A 22051-nucleotide genomic window follows, 5' to 3' on the forward strand; every position below is an offset into this window, starting at 1 on the left:
CTGGCCCGGCCCGCATTCCCCCTGACAGCTACCCGGCGCCTATCCGGCCGAGGTGGGGTCGGCGCGCAGCAGCTCGACCAGGTTCGGTACGTCACCTCCATCCCGATGAGCGGTGACGGCCCGATCGAGCAACGCCCGCATGGGCTCCAGCAGTTCGGTGCTGACGCCCTGCTCCCTGCTGGCGGTCAGGATGTTGGCGAAGCTCACCAGCTGCATCCGCAGGTTGGAGTCGTCGTCGGCGCCGGCACCCGAATCCATGGCCTCGGCTATGACGGGGAGGGTCCCGACCATGGCGTTGAGCCACGGGACCACCAGTGGCGCGAACTCCGCGGACGGGACCTTCTCCGAGCCGAGCATGGCGGCGGCGTGGTAGAAGCCGCCGAACATCCCGTACATGGCGGCCAGCAGCGCCAGGTCGTACAGCGAGGCCTGGCCGGCGTCCGCGTGCAGGTATCTGGCGGTGCCGAGCGTGCCCAGAGTGCTCCGGTGAACGTCGAACGCGCCGGCCGACCCGCTGTAGAGCACGAGCGCCTCGGGCCGCCCGATCATCATGGGCACAGCCATGATGCCGCCGTCCAGGTAGTCGGCCCCGTGGTCCGCGGCCCATCCGGCAGTCTCGCGGGCCTGCCTCGGCGTGCCGTTGGTGAGGTTGACCAGGGTGCGGCCGGCCACCGAACCGGACAGCGGATCGAGGATCTCGTGTACGACGTCGTAGTCGAGTACGCAGATCACCACGATCGGGCTCGCGGCGATCGCCTCGGCCGCGGTGGCGGCCACGGTCGCGCCCCGGCCGGCGAGTTCCTCGGACCTGCCGGCTGAGCGGTTCCAGACGGTCGTGGGGTGACCACTGTCCAGGAACGCCCCGGCCAGCGATCTCCCCATCGCCCCCAGTCCGATGACCGTCACCGGTGTGCGGTTGTCGTCAGTCATGTCTCAACTCCAATCAGGGAAAGCGGGGTGTGTGCGGGGTCAGCGGCCGGCGAGATGAGGTGCCGCGACGCTGCGTACGTCGGTGAAGTCGCCGGCAAGGCACTGCTTGACGCCGTTGGAGCGCGGTTCGCGCCACATCGGCCACAGGAGGAGGTCGTCCGTAGGGCGAGCAACCGCGCTCCGCTCCTGCCCCAGATCGAGCCCCTGCCCGGCGTGCTCGGAGGCTCCTTGTGGGGCACCGCGTCATCCGCCTGCCAGACGGGTGCGTACGATGTATCGCTTCTCATGCGTACAGCGTATTTGACCTGCGGCAGAATGGGCTTCGGACTGGCGAGAAAGTGAACCAGCTCCGAGGCCATTGAACTAGTACACTTGAGGTGACTGAATCGAGGGGGTCTCTATGACGGCGTCAACACAGCGCGACGATCCGCCATACCGGCGGATCGTCGCGGAGATCCGTGCCCGGATACTGGCCGATGAGCTGCGGCCGGGCGATCGTATGCCGTCCATCCGGCAGATCGCGCAGCGCTGGGGTGTCGCGGTCGCGACCGCGACCAAGGTCATGGCGGCTCTCCGCGACGAAGGGCTGGTCGAAACGAAGGTCGGGGCCGGGACGCTGGTCAGCGCACGCGCGGGCCGGCAGCGGGCCACGACACCGCGAGCGCGGCGAGCGCGGCGGCCCGGCGTCCCCAGGGAGACTCTGAACCGGAAGGACGTGCTCCGCGCCGCCATCGCGATCGCCGACGTCGAGGGGCTCGACGCCGTTTCCATGCGGCGGCTCGCGGCCGAGCTGGGCGTGGGTCCGATGTCGCTCTATCGGCACGTGGCGAACAAGGACGAGCTGGTGGCGCAGATGGCCGACGCGGTCTTCGGCGAGCCGGAGCTGCCCGACCCGGGGCCGGAGGGGTGGCGGGCCAAGCTCGAACTGATCGCCCGCGAGCAGTGGGAGCTGTGCCGGCGGCATCTCTGGCTCCCCAGGGCCGTGTCGTTCACCCGCCCGGTGCTCGTGCCCAACATGATGGCGCACACCGAGTGGACCCTGCGCGCGCTCGGCGGGCTCGGGTTGCCCATGGCGATCCGGGTCAGGGAGGCCCTCACGCTGCACGCGCTGGTCGTCACCGTGGCCCTGTCCTTGGCGGACGAGGTCGAGGCGGAGCAGGAGACCGGCGTGACGCTCGCCGGATGGTGGCTGGCGCAGCGGAAAGAGGCCGACGAGCTGCTCGACGGCGGGCGCTTTCCCCTGCTGGCCGCGGTTCCCGAGGAAGCGGTGTCCGACCTTGACGGGCTGTTCGACTACGGCCTGGCCCGCCATCTCGACGGTTTCGCCGTCATGGTGGCCGACCGCGCCCGTACATGAGGCCGAGGCGGACGGTGCCGCCCCGGCCGGAAACAACCTCCCGCCGCGAGCGGAAGCGCCACCGTACGGGCCCGGATGCGCTACGTCGGTAGGGTGATCAAGCAGCCGGAGGAACTTCTGAACGGTTTCGCCCCGGAGGGCGTCGTACGCGGCAAGGCGGTGGATGAGGTGGAGTTCCGGCTCCTTGGGCCCGTCGGCGTCTGGAGCGGCGGTGAGCCGTTGGGGCCCGCGACCGCTCAGCAGCGCTCCGTCCTGACCATGCTGCTGATCGAGGCCGGCCGGGTCGTCTCCGTGGACCGGCTGGAGCTGGCGGTGTGGGGTCAGGAGACGCCGCCGGCCACGGCCCGCAACACCATCCAGGGATGCGTCTCCCAGATCCGGCGGATACTCTCCGGGGCCACCGGGATCAGCCTGGCCACGGTGCCGCCCGGTTATCGCCTTGACGTCGACCCGATGAAGGTGGATCTGTTCAGATTTCGCGATCTTGTCCGGCAGGCGGCAACGGCCGACCTCACGGAGGCCCGCGATCTGCTCGGCCGGGCGCTGGACCTGTGGTCGGGCCCCGCGCTGGCCGACGTGGCCGGGCTCTGGCTGCACGGCGCGATCGGTGCGGTGCTGGAGGAGGAGCGGCTGGCGGCGATGGAGGAACGTCTGGCGATCAGCCTCCGTACCGGCCGGCATCGCGAGGTCCTCGCCGAGGTTCCGATGCTGATGAGCGAGCACCCGCTGCGTGAGCGCCCGGCGTACCTCATGATGGCCGCGCTGCACCAGGACGGGAGGCGGGCCGCCGCGCTGGAGGTCTTCCGCGAGGTGCGCGAGCTCCTCGTGGAGGAGCTGGGGATCGAGCCCGGCGACGCGCTGCAGGACCTGCACCGGCGGATTCTCCAGGCGGAGGCCGCGGTCGTGGACCCCGCCGCGGCGATGACACCGGTGACCGTGCCGGTGCCCGCGGAGCTGCCGGCCCGGCCGGGGAAGTTCGCGGGGCGGGTGGAGGAGTTCGCCTCGGCCCATGAGCTGCTCCGGGGCGACGGGAGCGGCGTGATGAAGATCTGCCAGATCAGCGGCATCGGCGGGATCGGCAAGTCCTCGCTCGCGATCCACGTCGCGCACGCGGTCGCCGAGCTCTTTCCCGACGGGCAGCTGTACGTGGATCTGCACGGCTCCACGCCCCAGATGGAGCCGATCGAGCCGATCGAGGCGCTCGGCCGGTTCCTGCGCTCGCTCGGGGTCGCCGACTCCGCCGTGCCCACGGACGCCGAGGAGGCCGCGGGCCGGTTCCGGTCGCTGGTCCACGGCAAGCGCATGCTCATCGTGCTCGACAACGCCCGTGACACGGCGCAGGTGAGGCTGCTGCTCCCCGGCAGTCCGACCTGCGCGGTGCTGATCACCAGCCGCAGGCGTCTGACCTCCTTCGAGGACGCCTTGCAGATCCCGCTGGACGTACTGGCCGTCGAGGAGGGTCTTGCCCTGCTGAGCGATCTCCTCGGCGCCGACCGGATCGCCGGCGATCGGATCGCCGCGGCCGAGATCGTACGGCTCTGCGGCGGGCTGCCCCTGGCGCTGTGCCTGGCCGCGGCCCGTCTGAGCACCCGGCCCTCGTGGCCGGTGGCCGAACTGGCCGAGCGACTGGCCGCCGACCAGGGAGGGCTCGACGTGCTGGAAGCCGACGATCGTGCGGTGCGGGCCAGTTTCGAGGGCAGCTATCGGGACCTGCGAGAGGGCCGGCACGGCCCCGCGGCGGCGCGGATGTTCCGCCTGCTGGGCCTGATCGACGTCGCCGACCTCGGTCCGCCCGTGGCCGCGGCACTGGCCGACCTGCCCGTCGAGCAGGCCCGGGACCTGCTGGACCACCTGGTGGACGCGCAGTTGGTGCAGAACCACACACGGGACAGGTACCGGCTGCACGATCTCCTGCGCCTGTACGCCCGGGAACGCGCGATCGCGGAGGAGCCCGAGCCGGTCAGGCAGGAGGCGGTGCGGCGGGTCATGCACTGCTACCTGGAGACCGCACGCCGTGCGACCGGCCTGCTGAAGGTACGCGGTTCCTGGCGCGTCGATCTGGGCCCGCAGTCGCTGTCCCGCCCGGCCGCCGTACCCGAGACCGCCGAACAGATGCAGGAATGGGTCACCACCGAGGAGGACAACGTCCTGGCCCTGATCGCGCGGACCGCGCGGACGTCGGCCGCCGGACTGGCGATCGCCCTGGCCGCGACCTTCGCGCCGCTGCTGTTCGAGCGGGGCCGCTGGCTGAAGCTGCTCCCGCTCGGCGAGCTGGGACTGCGGGCGGCCGAACACACCCAGGACCCGCTGCACCAGGCTCTCATCTGCGGCGACCTCGGATGGGCGCGGTTCTGCCTCGGCGACACGAATGGCGCGATCACCCACCTGCACCGGGCGCTGGAGGGTTACCGGCGGATCGGGGGACACCACCGGGAGGCGGCGGTGCTCGACCACATCGGGATCGCCTACCGGAGCATCGGCCGCCTCGACGAGGCCATCGAGCACCAGCTGCGCGCGTTACGGCTGGCACGCGCGAACGGCGACCGCTGGCAGGAGGGCGCCAACCTCAGCAATCTGGGCCTGACCTACCAGCACGCGGGCCGGATCAGCGCGGCCATCGACGCGCACACCCGCTCGATCGCCCTGCTGGAGGAGGCGGGCGCCGCCGCGGACGGCGTAACGGCGCTCGGCAACCTCGCCGAGGCGTACCGGCTGGGAGGAGAGTACGAGCAGGCGATGGCCTGCCACCGGCGGGCCCTGCGAACCCTGCGCGACAACGGCCAGTCCGACGACTACCGGACCGCCGAGATCTCCTGGGGGCTCGGCCTGGCACTCCACGAGACCGGCGAGGCCGCCGAGGCGCGCCGCCACTGGCGCGCATCCGCCGCGATCCTCCATGCCCTGGGTCTCATCACCGCCGAGGACCGGCGGGCCATCGACACCAGCGCGCTCCCGGCCACCCCGGAGGTGATCCGCCGCCACACCTGATCAGCTCACCACGTACGGGCCCGCCCTGTCTCACGCCCAGATGCCGCCGCGGGTCGTCCTCATCGAAGTCACCCCCTTCACCGGTCGGAGAGACGCCATCCTTCGGCAACCCGCTGGACCGGCGCCGAACCGGTGTTGAATCACGAGCCCGGGACACGGCGCTCCCACCAGGCGCCTCCCCCCATGTCAGCGCCGCAGCTTGTAGCCGAACCCGCGGACCGTCTCGATCCGGTCGGCCCCGATCTTCTTGCGCAGCCGCTGCACGCACAGGTCCACGACGCGGGTGTCGCCGTCCCAGCTGTAGCCCCAGACGTTGCCCAGGAGCGTCCGCCGGTCCAGCACGATGCCAGGACGCGCGGCGAACTCCAGCAGCAGCCGCAGTTCGGTCGGCGCCAGCGCGACCACCCGGCCGGCTCTGAACACCTCCAGCCCCTCGGTGTCGATCACCAGATCGCCCACGACGACGCGGCCATGGCCGGCCCGCTCCCGCTCTCCGGCCACGAACGCGGCCCGGCGCAGCAATGACCGGATCCTGGCGACCAGGACCCGGATGTCCACCGGCTTGACCACGTAGGCGTCGGCCCCCGCCTCCAGCCCCGACACCACGTCCAGGCCGTCCCCCCGCGCGGACGTCATCACGATCGGGACCATGCTGGACTCACGGATCCTGCGGCACAGCCCGATACCGTCCAGCTCCGGCAGCATCACGTCCAGCACCAGCAGGTCGTGGTCGTGCTCACGGAAGAGCTCCAGCGCGCGCAGCCCGTCGCCCGCCACGGTCACGCGGAAGCCATGGCGCTCCAGCGCCCGCGCGACCGCCTCGCGGACGTCCCCGTCGTCCTCCGCGAGCAGGATCTCGGCCGGTACGGAGGCGGGATCGGCCCTGTCCATGTGCGCCCGCCCGATGTCAGCGAACGCGGCACCTGCTCCCTACCAGCCGCCCCTGTAGAGCTGACCGCGTACGGCGCCACCGGGGAACTCGGCGGTGTGCAGGTTGGTGTACCACCCCTTGGGGTTGTTCCTGATGCCGCCGGCGACCTCGGCCGAGGCCCTGCCGATGCCGGCGATGCCGTTGACTCCGGCCGGCAGACCGTTCTTGGCGGCGAAGAACTCCACGACCACGGGGCCGTTCTTGCCCTTCACCCCGCGGTGGATGTGCCCGTTGGTCGGAGCGGCGATCTGCTTCCAGGTCGTGGCGAAGTGCACCTGCGTGCCGCTCACCCAGACGAGCCAGGCCGCGCGCCCGTTCTTGTCGCCGACCTTGGTGCCGGGCGCCGGCACTTCCTGGCGGCCGTCGGCGGACGCGGTGAGCGTGGAGCGCGACCCGTTGGCCAGCACCGACTCCAGCGACACGGGCCGGATCCGGCGCAGCTGGGCGCGGACCGCGCCGCCGGGGAACTCGCCCGTGTGCAGGTTGGCGTACCAGCCCGAGGGGTTGCTCCTGATCCTTTCGAGCAGCCCGGAGTCCTGGACCCGGACGGTGCCCTTGACGGCGGTGAGCCCGCCGGGCAGCGCCGCGGCGAAGAACGGGATCTTGACGTCCCCGTTCTTGCCCGCCTTGCCCTGGTGGATGTGGAACGCCGTGGGCGCGGCCACCTTCTGCCATCGGATGGCGTAGTCGACCTGCCCGCCATGTATGCGGAACACCGCGAACGCGGTGCCGTTCCTGTCACCGACCTTCGTCCCCGGGGCGGGCACTTCGTTCTTGCCCGAGAGCGTGGCGGCCAGGTACACGTCGGCGCTCCTCTGCGTGCTCGCCTGCGCCGTCGCAGGTGAGAAGGACGCGGCGGCCAGAACGGTGGTGGCCGCGAGGCCGGTGACGGTGAGGATGCGCTTTGTCATGATTGATCCTTTTCTATTGCCTCTGACGTGAGGCTCATGGCGGTGATGACGAAGGATGGGGGAGGCGTCACGCTGTGCCGGCGGGCCGGACCGGGTGGTTGGCCCGGATGAGGTTCAGCGGGTCATAGGTCCGCTTGACCTCCCGCAGCCTGCGGTGCACGTCCGCGGGCTCGAAGGCGAGCCCATGGCCACGCCGTTCGGTGAAGTTGCGGTACGCGGTGGGCGCCCGCCAGGGAGCCAAGGCGGCGTCGAGGGCGTCGAGGGCGGCGTGCACGGCGGCCGAGGAGCCGGCGTCGACCGTGATGCCGCCGGAGAACAGCCCGAAGGCGGCGTCCAGCGAGGAAACCGCGCCGCCCTCGCACGCGCCGGGGGTCAGGGCGCCGCCGAGGTGCCGTGCCTCCACCGTCAGCAGCGGGACGTCGTTCCCGGGACCGGCGACCGACAGCAACGCGGTCAGGGCCTCGTCGGGCAGCCCGGTGACCTGGAACCCGTCCCCGGTCGCCGGCGTGGGTCCCGGCGGGTCGAGATGGAGCAGGTGCAGCTGGGTGACCGGGGTCCGCGCGAAGGTGTCGATCTCGGGGGCGAGCCGGCGCAGCGGCCAGAGCAGTTCGTCGGCGTCGTCCCGGTCCAGCTGCGCGACCACCTCGACCGCGACCAGGGCCCGGCCGCGGAACGGCTGGGGGATCTCCTCCAGCGGCGGGAAGCGGAGCAGCCGGCCGACCGAGGTGACCGAGTCCGGCACGGTGGCCGTCCAGTCGCGCCACCCGCTCAGCACGGCCTCCGCCCGTTCCAGCGGCCAGTACAGCGCCCCGGCGTGCACCTCGGTGATGGGGAACAGGGAGAACTCCAGCTCGGTGACGACCCCGAAAGCGCCCCCGCCGCCGCGGATCGCCCAGTACAGCTCCGGCTCGTGCTCGGCGTCCACGCGCAGGACGCGTCCGTCGCCGGTCACCACCGTGGCGGCGGTCACGTGGTTGGCGGCCAGTCCATGGGAGCGGGCGAACCACGACAGGCCGCCGCCCAAGGTGTAGCCGACCACGCCGACGTCGGCCGCGGTGCCGCTCAGCCCGGCCAGCCCGTGCTCGGCGGCGGCCGCGGTGACGTCCGCCCACACCGCGCCTGCGCCCACGCGCGCCCGTCGCCGGGCGGGGTCGATGTGCACCTGCGCCATCTCGGACGTACGCAGCAGGATCGTGTCGTCAAGCGGGCCGAGAGGGGCGGCGTTGTGCCCGGTGCCCTGTGGCGCCACCCGCAGTCCCAAGGCCCTGGCCGTGTCCAGCGTGGCGGCCACGTCGCCGGCGGACCGGGCCAGCACCACCGCGGCCGGGCGCTGGTCCACGGCCAGCTGCCAGGCGGACCGCCGGGCGTCCCACCCCGGATCGCCGGGCAGGATCAGGGCGCCATCGAGATGCCGGGTCAGATACACCAACTCGTGGGGAGAGGTGACAGGCACGGTAATTGTCCTTCCTCGTCGGGTTCGTCCCGATCGAGGGTGCCGGGTGGCGTGCTCCAGTCCCATCCCGCGCGTAAGGGGTCTTCCACTCCATCACCCCCCACGAATGAGGGATGGCACGGCCCGGCGCGAAGGTATGGGAACCTTGAGGTCATGGACGAAAAGGGCGGCTCACCTGCGCCGATGTTCGAGGGCGCGGGCACGGGGGTCGAGGTGTTCGCGGCCGCCGGGCGCAGGCTGCGACGGGTGATGGACTACGACGCGGCGGCGTGGTTCGGCACCGATCCGGCCACCGTTCTGCCGACCACGCCCATCCTGTCGGAGAACATCGAGCCGGAGCACTGCGAGTCCTACTGGCACCGCGAGTTCCACGTGGAGGACCTGCTGACGTTCCGGGACGTCGCACGCTCGGCTCCCGCCGCGGGCACGCTCCGCCAGGCCACGGGCGGAAGCCCCGGCCGCAGCGTCCGTTACCAGGAGTTCATGCGCCCGCTGGGTTACGCCGACAACCTGCGCGCCGCCTTCCGCATCGGCGAGGGCGCCTGGGGGGTGGTGGATCTGTACCGGCGTACCGACCGGCCGCCCTTCGACGAGCGTGACGTCCGGCGGATCGCCGCCCTGGCCCCCGAGGTCGCGCTGAGCCTGGCGAGCCTGGCCGTCACCAACGGGCGGGGGCATCCGGGCGAGGTCGCCGAGCCGCCGGGCACCGCCCTGTTCGCCGACGACGACCGGGTCACCCTTGCCGACGAGCACGCGGAGCGCTGGTTCGCCGAATTGTGCGGCTCCCGGTTGGGCAGCCCCGCGGTCTCGCTGTGGACGGCGGCCGTCTACTCGGTGGTGGCCCGCGCCCGCGCGGTCGCGGCCGAGCGGGAGTCCGGTCCCGCCGTCGTGCGGCTCCGCGGCCACAGCGGGCGCTGGTTCAGCATCAGCGCATCCGTGCTGCGCGACCGGCGGGGCAATCCGGGGCCGGTCTCGATGGTGGTCGAGCCGGCCACTTCCGGGCAGATCGTCCCCATCATCGTGGAGGCGTACTCGCTGACGCCGCGGGAGCGCGAGGTCACGGAGTGCGTGGCCCGCGGGCACAGCACGTCAGAGATCGCCGCCCGGCTGCATCTGTCCCCCCACACCGTGCGCGACCACCTCAAGGCGATCTTCGCCAAGGTGGACGTGAGCAGCCGTGGCGAGCTGGTGGCCAAGCTGTTCGGCGAGCACTCCAACCCCCTCATGCACTCCCCGGACGCCGAAGTGGTGCACGTCTACAGCTGAACTCACCTGCTGTGGGACGTGGTCGCTGCGGTAAGGGCCAGGGCTCCTGACAATGTGCCGATTCGCCGGCGTACGTCAGGACCCGGCGTGCTTCCCCTTGCCGGGTATCAGCCCGGCCCCGGGAGGTCAGGCAGGTGGAGTGAGGCGATCTTGAACTAGTCGCCGGCGGTGCTCGGGAATGCGGCGGGCATTCATCGCCCGTTGCAACAGGTCGGGATCGAACCCGTGCGCGCCCAGGTGATCGAGGAGAGGGCCGTATCGGTCGGCCCGGTCCCGCAGGAGCTCCGTGACCAGCCGGAGTTCCAGCCGAACCACCGGCACACGATGAGAGCCGCAGGTGATCAGGACGTAATGCCGCCAGGGCCCGCTGCCCGCACATTCCACCCCGTCCGAGTCGACCTGCGTTTCGACCGTGCTGAACTCCACTTCGACGCCATTGACCGCGAACCTGGTGAAGTACTGCGACGATTCCGGGATCCATGAGGCGGGATACAGGCAGGGGAACGACGAGAGTGCGGCGGCGAAAACGTCCACGTCCTCTCGGTCGGCGAGCAAGATGTCGATGTCCCCGGCAGGGAGCGGGACGCCTTGCAGGAGCGCGGCGCTTGTGCCGCACACGCGGTAGGGCGTGTCGATGTCGGCGGCTCCGAGGGCGTCCAGCGTCATGTCCAACGCCGTAGTCACGTCCGTCAGGCCCAGTGATCTTGCCCCTTCGCCCATGTGATCAACGTATCAACGATGCGAGTGCACCGGTCAGGCGTCTTTCGGATGCGCACCGCCGGTCCGGCCGCTGACGGCAGGACGGTGGGGTCAGGACGGTGGGGTCAGGTCGCCAGGCCCTGGCGGTAGGCGTAGACGACGGCTTGGACGCGGTCGCGGAGGCCGAGTTTGGCGAGGATGCGGGAGACGAAGGTCTTGACGGTCTCCTGGCTGATCACGAGGGCCGCGGCGATCTCGCTGTTGGACAGGCCGTCCGCGATGAGGCGGAGGACCTCCAGCTCGCGCGGGGTCAGCGGGATGTCGTGCCGGGGGTCCTCGGCGGGGCGGATGCGGGTGGCGTACCTGCCCACGAGCTTGCGTGTCACCTCGGGATCCAGGAGTGCGGCGCCCGTGGCGACGGTCCGGATGCCGTGCAGCAGCTGGGCCGGGGGCGCGTCCTTGAGCAGGAAGCCGCTCGCTCCCGCGCGCAGCGCCTCGTAGACGTACTCGTCCAGGTTGAACGTCGTCACCACGAGCACCTTGACCGGATGCGGCACCCCGGCACCGGCGAGCAGGCGCGTTGCCTCGATGCCGTCGAGTACGGGCATGCGTACGTCCATCACCACGACGTCCGGGCGCAGCCGGCCGGCGAGGTCGACGGCGGCCTGCCCGTCCCCGCACTCGCCGGCCACCTCCAGGTCGGGCTGGGCGTCGATGATCGTCACCAGCCCGGTACGGATCAGCACCTGGTCGTCGCAGACCAGGACCCGGATCGGTGCCGTCACGACGCGCTCCCCGCGGGTATGCGAGCACGAACGACGAAGCCGCCGCCCGTACGCCGGCCCGCGCTGAACTCGCCCCCCAGGAGGTCGACCCGTTCGCGAAGACCCGCGAGGCCCTTGCCGCTCCCGCCGGGGGAGGCGGCCCCCGAGCCGGAACCGTCCGTGCTGACCTCCACGGTGATCTCCGTTTCTCCGTGGTGCACCCGCACCGAGGTGCGGCTGCCGTGGGCGTGTTTGAGGGCGTTGGTCAGAGCCTCCTGGACGACCCGGTAGGCCACGAGATCGGCGCTGCCGGTCGACTCCGCGGGACTGCCCGCCTCGGTGAACTCCACCGGCTGCCCGGCCCGGCGCGTCTGCTCCACGAGCGTGAGCAGCCTGCCGACCGGCGGCGTCCTGGCCTCGGCGCCATAGTCGGGATTGAGCAGGTCGAGCAGGTGCCGCAGGTCGGTGATGGCCCGCCGGCCGGTGTCGGTGACGGCGGACAGGGCCTGGTCGAGGCGGTCGGGCGCGGCGGTCAGGTAGCGTGCGGCCTCCGCCTGTACGACCATCGCCGTCACGTGATGGGTCACGACGTCGTGGAGCTCGCGGGCGATGCGGCCGCGTTCGGCGGTACGGGTGTCCTCGGCGACGCGGCGGCGGCGTTCGGCCTCCGCGACCCTGGTGGAGCGCAGCCAGGCCCCGGCGCCCCACATGAGGGCCAGCACCAGGTAGAACATCAGGAACTCGCCCGGCGACTCGGCGCCCGAGCCGAGCACGTAGAGCGCGACCGCCAGCGGCACGTACGCCGCGGAGAAGGCCAGCGCGGCGGCGCGCCGGTGCCGTTCCACCGCGTAGCCGGCGCCCAGCAGCGCGAGCGGCAGCGCGGTGCCCGCGAGCGTGTGGTAGCCGTGGAGCTGGTCGAGGGCGAAGCCGAGCGACACCAGGGCGAGACAGAGGACCGGCCACCGCCGCAGCCCGGCAAGCGGGAGGCACTGGAGGGCGACCGCCACGAGGGCCAGCACGTCGAAGCGGCGGACGGGCAGACCGCCGAGTATCGTCCCGTAGCTGTGGAAGGCCGGTATGAGCGACCCGGCGAACAGCAGCAGTCCGGCCAGCGGATACACGAGCGTGGCGTCGATACGACCCCACCACTCCTGGACCAGCCGAGAAGCGATCACCGGGAAAGTGTAGGGGCGGTGGCGGTCCGGCGGCGGGGCACCACGTTGCCGCGCCGCCGGGCCAGCCAGATGAACCCGAGCGTCGCCAGCACGCAGAACAGCACCGAGTAGAGGCTCCCCTCCGGGCCGAAGTCACCGCCGGTGATCAGCGCCGGGCCCGACATCGAGGCGTCCAGCAGCCCCTGGTTGGCGCCGTTGCCCGAGACCACGGTGCCGAAGATGGCGGAGGCGGCGAAGTTCCAGCCGAAGTGCACGCCGATCGGCACCCACAGGCTGCGGGTGGCGGCGTAGGCGGCGGCGAACATGCCGCCCGCCTCCAGCATGATGGCGATCGCGCCCCACAGGCTGGCATCCGGGTTGAGCAGGTGCGACAGGCCGAACAGCACCCCGGTCAGCACCATCGAGATCCAGGTGCCGAGGCGTTCCTCGAGGATCCGGAACAGGACGCCGCGGAAGATCAGTTCCTCCGTCACGGCGACCACCGCCATGAACCCGAACAGGCCCACCGCGGGCATCAGCGAGCCTGGGCCGTTCACCTGGTAGAAGCCGAGGAAGAAGAGGTTCAGGATGACGGCGCCGAACAACGCGACGCCGAGGAGCGCACCCCGGGTGATCGCGGACGCGGAGCCCTTGCGGGCCACCTCCGTCGCCGGGCGGTGCTCGGTCCGCCGCACCACCCAGCCGTAGAGGAGCAGCGCGATCACGGAGAACAGGATGCCGAGGGCGAGCGTGAGCCACGGGTTCCCCTGCACCGCGCCGACGGCTTGGCTGCCGACGAAGGCGACCCCGAGGACGGCCACGAGCTGCCACACCACTCTCATGAAGACTCCTTGGTCAGATCCGCGGCCGGTTGTGCCGCGGCTGCCTGGAACGCTACGGATCCGGCGGCCCGGAATCGTCACCACACGGTGGACACCTGCGTGTAGCTCGCACGGGGGACAGACCTCACAGGGCGGCCTCGCCGCTCAGTGCGCGCCTGACGGCGGTGACCAGGTTCGCGGCCCTGAGGTCCGACGCCCCTGACTGGACGCGGTTCATGACGTAGCCGAAGGCGAGGCCGGTCGCCGGGTCGGCGAACCCGATCGAGCCGCCGTGGCCGGGGAACCCGAAGGCGGTGGGGGAGTACCAGAACGCGTCCGGAGTCGGGCGGCCGAAACCGGTGCCCAACCGGACGGGCACACGCAGCACGCGGTCGGGGCCGGCGACCTGCTCGGCGACGGCGGCGGCCAGGGTGGCGGGGGTGAGGATGCGGTGCCCGTCGACCTCGCCGATGAGCGCGGCGTAGAAGCGGGCCAGCGCGCGGGCCGTACAGATGCCGTTGGTCGAGGGCATCTCGGCGCTCTGCTCGCCGGGGTCGTTGTGGTCCAGGAAGGGCGTGACGACGGACAGCGCGCGTACGGTCAGCGACGTCGGGTCGGCGTAGGCGGCCATGACCTCGCGTGCGGGCTCGGGCAGGCTGTCCAGGTCGATGGCGGCCAGGGCGGCGAAGTCGGGCGGGGTGGTGATGATCCGGCTCACCCGGTGCTGCTCGGTCTTGGGCAGCCCGATCCACAGGTCCAGGCCGAGCGGGGCGGCGATCTCCTCGGCGAGGAAGGAGCCGATGCCGCGGCCGCTCACCCGGCGCACGACCTCGCCGACGAGCCAGCCGTAGGTGAGCGCGTGGTAGCCGTGCTCGGTGCCCGGCTCCCAGTACGGACGTTGCGCGGCCAGCGCGGTCACCATGGGCTCCCAGGCGATGGCCTCGGCCGGGGTGATCGGGTGGTCGATCGCGGGCAGGCCGGCCTGGTGGGTGAGCAGCCACCGGACCGGTATGCCCTCCTTGCCGCCCGCCGCGAACTCGGGCCAGTAGCGGGCCACGGGCGCGTCCAGGTCCAGCTCGCCGCGTTGGGCCAGCAGGTGGGCGCAGGCCGCCGTGAGGGCCTTGGTGGTGGAGTAGACGACCTGCAGGGTGTCGCGTTCCCATGGGCGGCCGGTGCCGGGGTCGGCGAGCCCGCCCCACAGGTCGACGACCTGGCGGCCGTGCACATAGACGCTGACCGCCGCGCCTGTCTCCTGGCCGCCGGCCAGGTTGGCGGCGAACGCCTCGCGTACCGCTTCGAATCCCGGTGCGGTGGTCCCGCCGATTTCGGGCATGCGTCATCGCCTTCTGGTTCGTGATGGGTGGGTGAAGGGGAGGTGGTGGCGCTCAGTGGCGCCATTTCCCCACGAGCCAGGCGCACAGCTCCTGCTCGGTCATCTCAGGGAATTCGACGGCGAACGCGGCGAGCGTGCGCATCGCCTCCTCGCGGTCGAGGCCGCGGGCCGCCGCTTCCTTGAGGTATTCCTGTCGCGCCAGCGAGGGCCGGCCGCCGCCTGCTCCCCGGCCGGGCAGGCTGTCACGCCAGCGGACGATGTCGCCGATCCGGTCGGGCCGCCAGCCGGGAGCGCCGTCGACCTCGACGTCCGGCTCGGGGAACGGATGGTCGGAGCCGTCCGGGTGGCGGGTGCGCCACTTGTGCACCGCATGCCTGCTCACGCCCAGCGCCTCGGCAATGCCGAGCACGCCGAGATAGCTCTCGGGCATGGGCGCACCTGCCTGACTAGTTCGGGCCTCCTTCGCGGATCTCCAGTCCTACCACTTCCGACGGCCCGCCTCCGCGAGCACAGAAACATGGTCTCTCATAGAGACGATGTTGGCAAGGTCTTCATCCGGGGAGCCGACGACAAAGGCCCTTCCTGACCGGGAATGACCAGGAAGGGCCCTTCATGGGACTGTGGCAGGGTCAGAAGCTGTACGACTTACAGTCGGTGCTGCTCTGCCAGAGACTGTTGTAGGCGAACATGCAGAGCTGGACGTACGAACCGGTGTCGCCGGCATTGTGGTCGAACGCCGTGCTGGTGCCGTAACCGCCTGCCCACCGGACGAAGTCGTTGCCGAAGGCGCCGCCCCCGTACTTGATGTCCAGGCGGACGCTGCGGTCATCGTTCAGGGTGTCATAGAGGCGCCCGGTCACGCGGATGTCGTTGTTCGTGCAGTTCTTGACCGCGGTGAACGTGACGCGGGACACGCTGTCCTTGTGCGTGAAGTCTCCGCTGACCGTTCCGCAGGCGGCGGCGGCCGCCTGCGCCGGAGCGGTGACGGCGGTGACCGCGGAGGCGGCGATCAGCCCCGAGATGACGAAAGACAGAGTTCGGCTGAATGGCTTCATGGAAGTCCTATCGTCGTTCGTCCACCCGTCATTGGGTGGCCTGTGACAGCCTCAATGAGGCGGGAGCCGTTCGCCCAGGGCTTCTCGTGCCAGGCGACCGTCGATACGTGCCAGGGAGCGCCGAGCACCGGCCCTCGTGCGAAACGCAGGGGCGAACCCCGACCTCCGTACTGATCAAGGATGGGTTAGCATCGGCCCCACCCGACGAGCTCAAGGCGCCGCGCCGACTGCTTGTTCCGCTGGGAGAAAGGCCCGCGCACTGCCGCAGGCCATCGACCAAGGAGCCCTGCTCGCCGCGTGGGACATCGTCGGAGGGACGGGAGTGCGCGTGCGGCCGACCGCCGTACGCGCCGGGGAAGGAGCGACAAGGGTGAGCGGGCTCGTCGGGGAGGTCGCGGCGTTCGCCGTGGCCGTACGGGAGAAGGGGCTCGACCCTGCCCTGCAGCAGGACGCGGCACGGCGGGTCCTCGATGTGATCGGCAACTGCCTGGCCGCCCGCGGGGAGGAGGTCGCGCGGATCGTGACCGCCACGGTGGACCAGTGGGGCGGCCACGAGATCGCCGGCGCCATCGGCGGCGCGTCACGCTATCCGGCGCCGAGCGCGGCACTGGTCAACGGGACGCTCGCGCACGCACTGGACTTCGACGACACGCATCTCCCGTCGGTCCTGCACCCGAGCTCGTCGGTGGTCCCCGCGGCGCTCGCCGTCGCGGAGCAGACGGGCGCCGACGGTGCCGCGCTGCTCGCCGCGGTCGCCGTCGGCGACGAGATCTGCGTACGGCTCGGCATGGCCGGATACGACCCCGAGCTGGGCAACTCCATCTTCTTCGAGCGAGGCCAGCACGCCACCGCGATCTGCGGTGCCGTGGCGGCCGCCGCCTCCGCCGGGATGCTCGCCGGCCTGGACGCCGACGGCATCGCCTCCGCGATGGGCGTGGCGGCCAGCATGGGCGCCGGCCTCCTGGAGGCCAACCGGACCGGCGGCACGATCAAGCGGGCGCACTGCGGCTGGGCCGCGCATGCGGCGGTGGCCGCCACGGACCTGGCGCGGCACGGGCTGACCGGCCCGCCGACCGTGCTGGAGGGGCGCTTCGGCTTCTTCCAGGCCTGGTGCGGCGACCAGGCGCGGCCCGAGGTCGTCGTACGCGACCTGGGGACGTCGTGGGAGTTGCCCGGCATCTTCTTCAAGCCGTACCCGTGCAACCACTTCACCCACGCCGGCATCGACGCCGCCCTCCAACTGCGCGAGGACGGCGTGGACCCGGCCGACATCGCCGAGATCGAGCTGGGGGTGCCCACTCCGGTGCTCCGGACGATCGCCCAGCCGCCCGAGGTCAAGGCGGCACCGCCGACGGGGTACGCGGGTGCGTTCTCCGGGCCGTACACGGTCGCCGCCGCGCTCATGGGAGGGGGCGGGCTGGGCGTGTGGATGGACGACTTCACCGACGAGGCGGTCGCCGACCCGCGCAGGCTCGAACTCGCCGCCAAGGTACGCTGCGTCGCCGACGCCCGCTGCGACGAGATCTTCCCGCACCAGTTCCCCGCGGTCCTGCGGGTGCGCACGGTGTCCGGCACGGTGCTGGAGAAGCGCGTCGACGCCAACCGCGGCGGTCCGCTGCGACCGCTCACCAACGAGGAGCTGGGGCTCAAGTTCGCGCTGGGCGCGGGGCGGGTGCTGCCGGCGGAGCGGGTCGGCAGGCTCCAGGAGGCCGTGCTGTCGCTGGCGTCGGCCCCCTCGGTCCGTGACGTGGTGGACCTCACCCGCTCATAGAGCTCTCCCGCGGCAGGCGACCCGGGTGGGGGCGGGATCACGCCCCCACCCTGGAACGCCTTCAGCCGGACGCGCCCGCGAGCACGGCGACGGCTTCGACCTCGACGAGCTGGTCGTGGTAGCCGAGCACGGTCACACCCAGCAGGGTGCTGGGGACGTCGTGCTCGCCCATGTACTCCCGATAAACCTCCCACGCCGCGCCCAGGTCGCCCTGCCGGGAGGAGGCCACGTAGACGGTGGTCTTGACGACGTCGGTCAGTGCCGCGCCCGCTCCTTCCAGCGCGGTCACGAGGTTGCGCATCACCTGGTGCGTCTGGCCGGCGTAGTCGCCGATCGCGACGGTGTTCCCTTCGAGGTCGAGGGGACACGCGCCGGCCACCCAGATGGAGCGCACGGGCGCGTCCGCGACCGCCGCGTAGGCGTATTCCACCCGCTGCGTGAGCTGGTGGTTGCGTACCAAGCTGACGCCGCTGCTCATATCGTGCTCCATTTCCAGGAATGTTCTAGGAAGGCCAGTTCGGTGACCGGCCCAGGATTGAGACGATCTCATCCAGGCGCGACCCACCGGACCACGGAACCGCCGGTGCGAAGGGCGCCCCGGGCGCCAGGCGCATCTCGCCGTCGGGTACGGCCTTCGCGACGGTGAGAGCCGCGTCCAGCACGTCCGGCGGGAACTCGATCTCGACCCCCAGCGCCTTGGCGAGATCCCAGGAGTGCACGACGTAGTCGACGAAGTGGAAGGTGATCGCCTGCGCCCCGGGGAAGGAACTGTCGAACTCGGGCAACGGGAACGTGCGCTCCAGCACGCCGTCCACGGCGAAAGCCGCCAGGACGTCCTCGGCCGAGGCCCGATGGCTCGCCACGGGATCGTCACCGAGGGAACGTGTCTTCCACCGGGCGAGATCGCCGTCTCCCCTGGACGCCGCGGCGAAGCCGTGGTGCTGCGTGGCCATGTGGGCGAGCAGGCCGTACACGGTCCATCCGAGGCAGGGTGTGGGGCGGGACAGGTCGTCGGGCCGGATCCGGTCCGCCAGCTCGACGCTGGCACGGACGGCCTGCGCGTCGAGCGCGATGAGGTCCACATTAGTAAGCATCCGCATATCATCTGCTCCTGCTTATCATCTGTCAAACGGTTATCTTGGACCCGTGACAAGCCGCCGCGACCTGGCCGAGATGCTGTATCCCCTGCTGCAGTCGCTCATCGCGGCCGAGGTGCCGGTGCTGGCGGCGCACGGGGTGTCCATGTGGGGCTATGCCGTGCTCGGCGCCCTGGAAGACGGTTCGGTACGCACCCAGGCCGCCCTGGCCGAGGCGATCGGCGCCGACAAGACCCGCATCATCGGCACCCTCGACAAACTGCAGGCGACCGGGCTGATCACCCGCACACCGGACCCCCGGGACCGCCGCGCGCGGATCCTCACGATCACCGACGAGGGCCGCGAGGTGCGCGGCTCGGTGCGGGCCGAGATCCAGGCCCACGAGGAACGCCTGCTCGCGCGCCTGCCCGAGGCCGACCGTGACGGTTTCCTGCGTGCCCTGGAGGCGCTCCACCGGTTGCCCCGCGAAGACATCACCGACAGGTCGTCGCTCGATCGGCGTCCCGCCCATCGATCGAACCCGGCATGAGCCGAACTTGCTTAATCAGCAAAATTGCTGGCTAGGCACAATCAGGGTCGTGGGCGGCGAACAGGCGGGCGACCATGTTGTTCAGCAGCGAGCGTTCGATGGGCGTCAGCGGGCTGAGGAAGTCGGCCTCCACCTGGGCCAGGTGCGCCAGCATCTCCTCCACCACGCGCGCGCCGTCCTCGGTCACCGTGACGAGATATTTGCGGCGGTCGGCGGGGTTGCGGACGCGGCGCACGTATCCCAGCCGCTCCAGCGTGTTGATGACCTCGGTCATGGTGGTGCGGTCCATGCGGGCCAGCGCCGTCAGGTCGCGCTGTGACCTGGCGGCGTCGCGCGCGTAGCCCAGCACGCGCAACTCCTTGCCGGTCATCCCCCAGCGGCCGACCTCGTCCTCGATGCGCTGCCGCGCGAAGTCGCCGAGCCGTGCCAGCAGGTAGCCGGTGGCCGTGGACATCCGCTCTGCTGCGCCGCGCGTGCTCATGCCGTCCAATGGTAGAGCTCTTGAGTCCGGCGGTAATCGTCAGCTAGGCTGACGGATAATGCCGCTCGAAGGGGCTCTCATGATGTTGTCCTCCCGAAGTGAGACCGGTCTCCGCGCCGTCCTCGTCCTGCTCGGTGCGATCACCACACTGCCCGTCGTCGCCCTCGTGCACGTCGGCATCCTCGACTGGAACTACGGGGTGGCCGACCCCGATCCGATGACCCAGGCCCTGCTGCAGCACCGGGGCATGCTGCAGCTCCTGCTCGGGGCCGCCATCGTGTGGTCCGCGTTCTATCCGCCGGTGCGCCTGGCGGCCGCGCTGGCCGCCGTGGTCGGCAAGTCCACGTTCCTCGCCCTCATCCTGCCCAACGCGGCGATTCGCGGGGATCTGTCGCCACTGAGCATCTGGTTCGATCTGGCCTGCATCGTCGTGCTGGGGGTGCTCGCCGCCCGGCTGATCGTGCGGGGAAGGCACGCCACGGCAAGCTGACGATCGGCCCGGAAGTCAGAGCCGGCCCTGACTCGCGGGCTCATGGGTGAAGCGCGCGAGGAGGATCGCGAGCCTGCGGTCGTGCGCCTCGCGGGGGAGCCGGCCGCCGCGCATCAGCGTCACCAGGCCGTGCAGGGCGGCCCAGAAGGTCTCGGTCAGCAGGCCCGGGTCCGCACCGTGCGCGTGCGGGCCCACGGCCTCGGCGAGCTCGTTGAACGAGGTGTGCAGGGCGGCCGGAGCCTGGGGCGTGGCGAAGGGCAGGTTGACGGTCTGGCTGAACATGGCGTCGTAGAGGGCGGGCCGCCGCTCGGCGAACGCCACATAGGCGGCGCCGACCTGCGCCAGGGCGTGAGCGGGGTCGGGCGTCGCGGTTCGGGCGGCCCGTAGTTCGGCTGCCAGGTCGGCGAAACCCTCCAGGGCGACGGCCGTCATGATCGCGTCCTTGCCCTTGAAGTGGCTGTAGAGGACCGGCTGGCTGTATTCGACCTGTTCGGCGAGGCGCCTGGTGGTCACCGCCTCCCAGCCTTCGGCCTCGGCCAGTTCGCGGGCCGCCGTGATGATGAGCTTCTCCCGCTGTGCGCGTTCGCGTTCCTTGCGGGTCTGGATCGACATGCTCCGAAATCTAGCACCGCTAGCACTCCTGTCGCAGGGCATGCTAGCGTCGTTCCTGTTCCTAGCAGCGCTAGAAATTGGAGACACCCCATGCTGACCGCCCTTGCCTACGGCCTTGCCATCGTTCTCAACCTCATGTGCCTGCTCATCGGCGCCCGCTTCCTGCTCGTGCCGCGTGCCGCCGCCACGGCGTACGGCGTCCCGGCCGAGAAGGACCGGGCCTACCTGACGATCAAGGGCCTGCGCGACGGTACCTACGGATTGCTCGGCCTGGTCCTGCTGGCCTTCGTCGGCGCTCGCGCCGAGGCCTGGTTCATGCTCGTCGTCGCCCTGCTCCCGCTCGGTGACACCCTGATCGTGCTGCGCAACGGCGGCACCAGGGCGGCCGCGTTCGGCATCCACTTCGCCACCGCCGTGATCGTCCTGATCGCCGCCGCCCTGCTCTTCTCCGTCTGACCGGACCCGTCACCTCCCTGTCCGCCCGGGCCTTCAGCCGGGTGGCAGCAGGCGGGCCAGTTGGGCGGCGTTGACCTGGGCATGGTCGCGATAGCAGTTGTTCATGAGCACGTGCGTCGTCTCGGCGTCCGCGGCGAGCCGGCGCAGTCTGGGGGCCCAGTCCCGGAGCTCGTCCTCGCTGTAGAGGTAGCCGAACCGTTCGTGCACGTCCTTGCTGGTCCACTTCGACGAATGGCCGTGAAACCGCACCACGGCCAGCCGGGCGGTGGCCGCCAGCACCGGCGGGATCGAGCTGGGGTAGCCCTGCGGCATGTCCACGCTCACGTACGGCATCTCGTGCGTGCCGAGAAAGCCCAGGGTCTCGGCCTGGTTCTCCTCGCTCATCCAGGTGTGGTTGCGGAACTCGACGCAGATCGGCAGCGGGGCGCAGCGCTCCTTGCACTCCAGGAGATACTGCTTGTTGCGCCTGGCGATCGGGAACCACTGCGGAAACTGGAACAGGACCGCCCCGAGCTTGCCCGCCTCGCGCAGCGGCGCCAGCGCGGCGAGAAACCTCTCCCACACCTGCTCGGCGATGTCGCGATCCAGGTCGCGCAGGTAGAGGTTCTTCCCGGTCTCCCCGAGGCGCTCGCGCAGGTCCTTGTAGAGGGCGCCGGGGCGAGTGGGATGCTGCGTCAGCAGCGAGAACGCCTTGACGTCGAAGGTGAAGCCGGCGGGGGTGCGATCGCGCCACAGGGAGACCGTGTTCGCCGCAGGGGGCGCGTAGTAGGAGGAATCCACCTCCACCAGCGGAAACCGGCTGGCGTAGTAGGCGAGCCGCTCCTGCGGTGAGGAGACGTCCTGGGGATACCAGCCCGACGCCAGCAGGGTCCTGTCGGTCCAGGAGGCCGTCCCCACCAGGATGGAACCCATGGGCCACTTCTACCCCGCCGTGACGAATCTGTCAGAAAAGC

At 71.1% G+C, this 22051-nt stretch carries 23 protein-coding genes; 7 read left to right on the forward strand and 16 right to left on the reverse strand.

The window, feature by feature from the left end:
* Positions 1-39: 39 nt before the first annotated feature.
* Positions 40-930 carry an NAD(P)-dependent oxidoreductase gene (locus BLS95_RS23135; protein WP_090934669.1) on the reverse strand — a complete coding sequence of 297 codons (891 nt, stop codon included), beginning with the start codon at positions 928-930 and terminating at the stop codon, positions 40-42.
* Positions 931-1330: 400 nt separating this feature from the next.
* On the opposite strand from BLS95_RS23135, the gene BLS95_RS23140 reads away from it, so the two are divergent.
* Together BLS95_RS23140 and BLS95_RS23145 are read left to right on the forward strand one after the other, a co-directional pair.
* Entirely contained in the window at positions 1331-2287 is a 957-nt protein-coding gene (locus BLS95_RS23140; protein ID WP_090934672.1) for a TetR/AcrR family transcriptional regulator C-terminal domain-containing protein, read from the forward strand.
* A gap of 75 nt (positions 2288-2362) precedes the next feature.
* Entirely contained in the window at positions 2363-5275 is a 2913-nt protein-coding gene (locus BLS95_RS23145; protein WP_090934674.1) for an AfsR/SARP family transcriptional regulator, read from the forward strand.
* 186 nt (positions 5276-5461) lie between these two features.
* On the opposite strand, the gene BLS95_RS23150 is transcribed toward BLS95_RS23145, so the two are convergent.
* The 3 genes from BLS95_RS23150 to BLS95_RS23160 form a co-directional block, all read right to left on the reverse strand.
* Positions 5462-6166 (reverse strand): response regulator transcription factor, encoded by a 705-nt coding sequence (locus tag BLS95_RS23150; protein WP_090934677.1) that lies wholly within the window; start codon positions 6164-6166, stop codon positions 5462-5464.
* Positions 6167-6205: 39 nt separating this feature from the next.
* Positions 6206-7117, reverse strand: coding sequence for a CHRD domain-containing protein (locus BLS95_RS23155; protein WP_090934680.1), 912 nt, complete (start codon positions 7115-7117; stop codon positions 6206-6208).
* Positions 7118-7184: 67 nt separating this feature from the next.
* Positions 7185-8570 (reverse strand): FAD-binding oxidoreductase, encoded by a 1386-nt coding sequence (locus BLS95_RS23160; protein WP_218135941.1) that lies wholly within the window; start codon positions 8568-8570, stop codon positions 7185-7187.
* 153 nt (positions 8571-8723) lie between these two features.
* Here BLS95_RS23160 and BLS95_RS23165 point away from each other — a divergent pair, with 153 nt between their 5' ends.
* A complete protein-coding gene (locus BLS95_RS23165) occupies positions 8724-9836 on the forward strand; it encodes a helix-turn-helix transcriptional regulator (protein WP_143043843.1) in 1113 nt (370 codons plus the stop codon).
* Positions 9837-9962: 126 nt separating this feature from the next.
* On the opposite strand, the gene BLS95_RS23170 is transcribed toward BLS95_RS23165, so the two are convergent.
* The 7 genes from BLS95_RS23170 to BLS95_RS23200 all read right to left on the reverse strand — a co-directional run bounded on the left by BLS95_RS23170 (position 9963) and on the right by BLS95_RS23200 (position 15662).
* Entirely contained in the window at positions 9963-10556 is a 594-nt protein-coding gene (locus BLS95_RS23170; RefSeq protein ID WP_090934687.1) for a nucleotidyltransferase family protein, read from the reverse strand.
* Between the two features lie 104 nt (positions 10557-10660).
* A complete protein-coding gene (locus BLS95_RS23175) occupies positions 10661-11320 on the reverse strand; it encodes a response regulator (RefSeq protein ID WP_090934690.1) in 660 nt (219 codons plus the stop codon).
* Complete coding sequence (locus BLS95_RS23180; RefSeq protein ID WP_090934693.1) at positions 11317-12474, reverse strand: sensor histidine kinase; 1158 nt, start codon at positions 12472-12474, stop codon at positions 11317-11319. The genes BLS95_RS23175 and BLS95_RS23180 overlap by 4 nt, the downstream gene beginning before the upstream one ends.
* A complete protein-coding gene (locus BLS95_RS23185; RefSeq protein ID WP_090934696.1) occupies positions 12471-13295 on the reverse strand; it encodes a CPBP family intramembrane glutamic endopeptidase in 825 nt (274 codons plus the stop codon). The genes BLS95_RS23180 and BLS95_RS23185 overlap by 4 nt, the downstream gene beginning before the upstream one ends.
* Positions 13296-13419: 124 nt before the next feature.
* A complete protein-coding gene (locus BLS95_RS23190) occupies positions 13420-14607 on the reverse strand; it encodes a serine hydrolase domain-containing protein (RefSeq protein ID WP_090934699.1) in 1188 nt (395 codons plus the stop codon).
* 52 nt (positions 14608-14659) lie between these two features.
* Positions 14660-15037: a hypothetical protein gene (locus tag BLS95_RS23195; protein WP_090934701.1), complete on the reverse strand. Its 378-nt coding sequence runs from the start codon at positions 15035-15037 to the stop codon at positions 14660-14662.
* A gap of 199 nt (positions 15038-15236) precedes the next feature.
* A complete protein-coding gene (locus BLS95_RS23200) occupies positions 15237-15662 on the reverse strand; it encodes a hypothetical protein (RefSeq protein ID WP_090934704.1) in 426 nt (141 codons plus the stop codon).
* A 370-nt stretch (positions 15663-16032) separates the two neighbouring features.
* Between BLS95_RS23200 and BLS95_RS23205 the strand changes: the two genes are divergently transcribed.
* Positions 16033-17433: an MmgE/PrpD family protein gene (locus tag BLS95_RS23205; protein WP_090934707.1), complete on the forward strand. Its 1401-nt coding sequence runs from the start codon at positions 16033-16035 to the stop codon at positions 17431-17433.
* A gap of 61 nt (positions 17434-17494) precedes the next feature.
* Here the strand turns inward: BLS95_RS23205 and BLS95_RS23210 are convergent, their stop codons facing one another.
* Both BLS95_RS23210 and BLS95_RS23215 read right to left on the reverse strand, forming a co-directional pair.
* On the reverse strand, positions 17495-17911 hold the full coding sequence (locus BLS95_RS23210) for a RidA family protein (protein ID WP_090934709.1): 417 nt from the start codon (positions 17909-17911) through the stop codon (positions 17495-17497).
* A gap of 25 nt (positions 17912-17936) precedes the next feature.
* Positions 17937-18527 carry a TIGR03086 family metal-binding protein gene (locus BLS95_RS23215; protein ID WP_245765220.1) on the reverse strand — a complete coding sequence of 197 codons (591 nt, stop codon included), beginning with the start codon at positions 18525-18527 and terminating at the stop codon, positions 17937-17939.
* Between the two features lie 52 nt (positions 18528-18579).
* Between BLS95_RS23215 and BLS95_RS23220 the strand changes: the two genes are divergently transcribed.
* A complete protein-coding gene (locus tag BLS95_RS23220) occupies positions 18580-19059 on the forward strand; it encodes a MarR family winged helix-turn-helix transcriptional regulator (RefSeq protein WP_218135942.1) in 480 nt (159 codons plus the stop codon).
* A 31-nt stretch (positions 19060-19090) separates the two neighbouring features.
* On the opposite strand, the gene BLS95_RS23225 is transcribed toward BLS95_RS23220, so the two are convergent.
* Complete coding sequence (locus tag BLS95_RS23225) at positions 19091-19540, reverse strand: MarR family winged helix-turn-helix transcriptional regulator (protein ID WP_090934716.1); 450 nt, start codon at positions 19538-19540, stop codon at positions 19091-19093.
* A gap of 79 nt (positions 19541-19619) precedes the next feature.
* Between BLS95_RS23225 and BLS95_RS23230 the strand changes: the two genes are divergently transcribed.
* The gene (locus BLS95_RS23230; protein ID WP_090934720.1) at positions 19620-20030 is read left to right on the forward strand and encodes a hypothetical protein; all 411 of its coding nucleotides are present in this window, start codon (positions 19620-19622) and stop codon (positions 20028-20030) included.
* A gap of 15 nt (positions 20031-20045) precedes the next feature.
* Here BLS95_RS23230 and BLS95_RS23235 read toward each other — a convergent pair whose 3' ends face one another.
* Positions 20046-20642 (reverse strand): TetR/AcrR family transcriptional regulator, encoded by a 597-nt coding sequence (locus BLS95_RS23235; protein WP_090934722.1) that lies wholly within the window; start codon positions 20640-20642, stop codon positions 20046-20048.
* Positions 20643-20732: 90 nt separating this feature from the next.
* Between BLS95_RS23235 and BLS95_RS23240 the strand changes: the two genes are divergently transcribed.
* Positions 20733-21098: a DUF4267 domain-containing protein gene (locus tag BLS95_RS23240; protein ID WP_090934725.1), complete on the forward strand. Its 366-nt coding sequence runs from the start codon at positions 20733-20735 to the stop codon at positions 21096-21098.
* A 33-nt stretch (positions 21099-21131) separates the two neighbouring features.
* Here BLS95_RS23240 and BLS95_RS23245 read toward each other — a convergent pair whose 3' ends face one another.
* The gene (locus tag BLS95_RS23245; RefSeq protein ID WP_090934728.1) at positions 21132-22010 is read right to left on the reverse strand and encodes a DUF72 domain-containing protein; all 879 of its coding nucleotides are present in this window, start codon (positions 22008-22010) and stop codon (positions 21132-21134) included.
* Positions 22011-22051 lie beyond the last annotated feature (41 nt).

Source organism: Nonomuraea jiangxiensis (genome assembly GCF_900099965.1).
Classification (GTDB): domain Bacteria; phylum Actinomycetota; class Actinomycetes; order Streptosporangiales; family Streptosporangiaceae; genus Nonomuraea; species Nonomuraea jiangxiensis.

Bases quoted from the DNA above. Each gene is read 5' to 3' on its own strand.
- BLS95_RS23135 (WP_090934669.1), bottom strand. From the start codon at position 930: ATGACTGACGACAACCGCACACCGGTGACGGTCATCGGACTGGGGGCG.
- BLS95_RS23140 (WP_090934672.1), top strand. From the start codon at position 1,331: ATGACGGCGTCAACACAGCGCGACGATCCGCCATACCGGCGGATCGTC.
- BLS95_RS23145 (WP_090934674.1), top strand. From the start codon at position 2,363: ATGCGCTACGTCGGTAGGGTGATCAAGCAGCCGGAGGAACTTCTGAAC.
- BLS95_RS23150 (WP_090934677.1), bottom strand. From the start codon at position 6,166: ATGGACAGGGCCGATCCCGCCTCCGTACCGGCCGAGATCCTGCTCGCG.
- BLS95_RS23155 (WP_090934680.1), bottom strand. From the start codon at position 7,117: ATGACAAAGCGCATCCTCACCGTCACCGGCCTCGCGGCCACCACCGTT.
- BLS95_RS23165 (WP_143043843.1), top strand. From the start codon at position 8,724: ATGGACGAAAAGGGCGGCTCACCTGCGCCGATGTTCGAGGGCGCGGGC.
- BLS95_RS23170 (WP_090934687.1), bottom strand. From the start codon at position 10,556: ATGGGCGAAGGGGCAAGATCACTGGGCCTGACGGACGTGACTACGGCG.
- BLS95_RS23185 (WP_090934696.1), bottom strand. From the start codon at position 13,295: ATGAGAGTGGTGTGGCAGCTCGTGGCCGTCCTCGGGGTCGCCTTCGTC.
- BLS95_RS23190 (WP_090934699.1), bottom strand. From the start codon at position 14,607: ATGCCCGAAATCGGCGGGACCACCGCACCGGGATTCGAAGCGGTACGC.
- BLS95_RS23195 (WP_090934701.1), bottom strand. From the start codon at position 15,037: ATGCCCGAGAGCTATCTCGGCGTGCTCGGCATTGCCGAGGCGCTGGGC.
- BLS95_RS23200 (WP_090934704.1), bottom strand. From the start codon at position 15,662: ATGAAGCCATTCAGCCGAACTCTGTCTTTCGTCATCTCGGGGCTGATC.
- BLS95_RS23210 (WP_090934709.1), bottom strand. From the start codon at position 17,911: ATGAGCAGCGGCGTCAGCTTGGTACGCAACCACCAGCTCACGCAGCGG.
- BLS95_RS23215 (WP_245765220.1), bottom strand. From the start codon at position 18,527: ATGCTTACTAATGTGGACCTCATCGCGCTCGACGCGCAGGCCGTCCGT.
- BLS95_RS23225 (WP_090934716.1), bottom strand. From the start codon at position 19,540: ATGAGCACGCGCGGCGCAGCAGAGCGGATGTCCACGGCCACCGGCTAC.
- BLS95_RS23230 (WP_090934720.1), top strand. From the start codon at position 19,620: ATGATGTTGTCCTCCCGAAGTGAGACCGGTCTCCGCGCCGTCCTCGTC.
- BLS95_RS23235 (WP_090934722.1), bottom strand. From the start codon at position 20,642: ATGTCGATCCAGACCCGCAAGGAACGCGAACGCGCACAGCGGGAGAAG.
- BLS95_RS23240 (WP_090934725.1), top strand. From the start codon at position 20,733: ATGCTGACCGCCCTTGCCTACGGCCTTGCCATCGTTCTCAACCTCATG.
- BLS95_RS23245 (WP_090934728.1), bottom strand. From the start codon at position 22,010: ATGGGTTCCATCCTGGTGGGGACGGCCTCCTGGACCGACAGGACCCTG.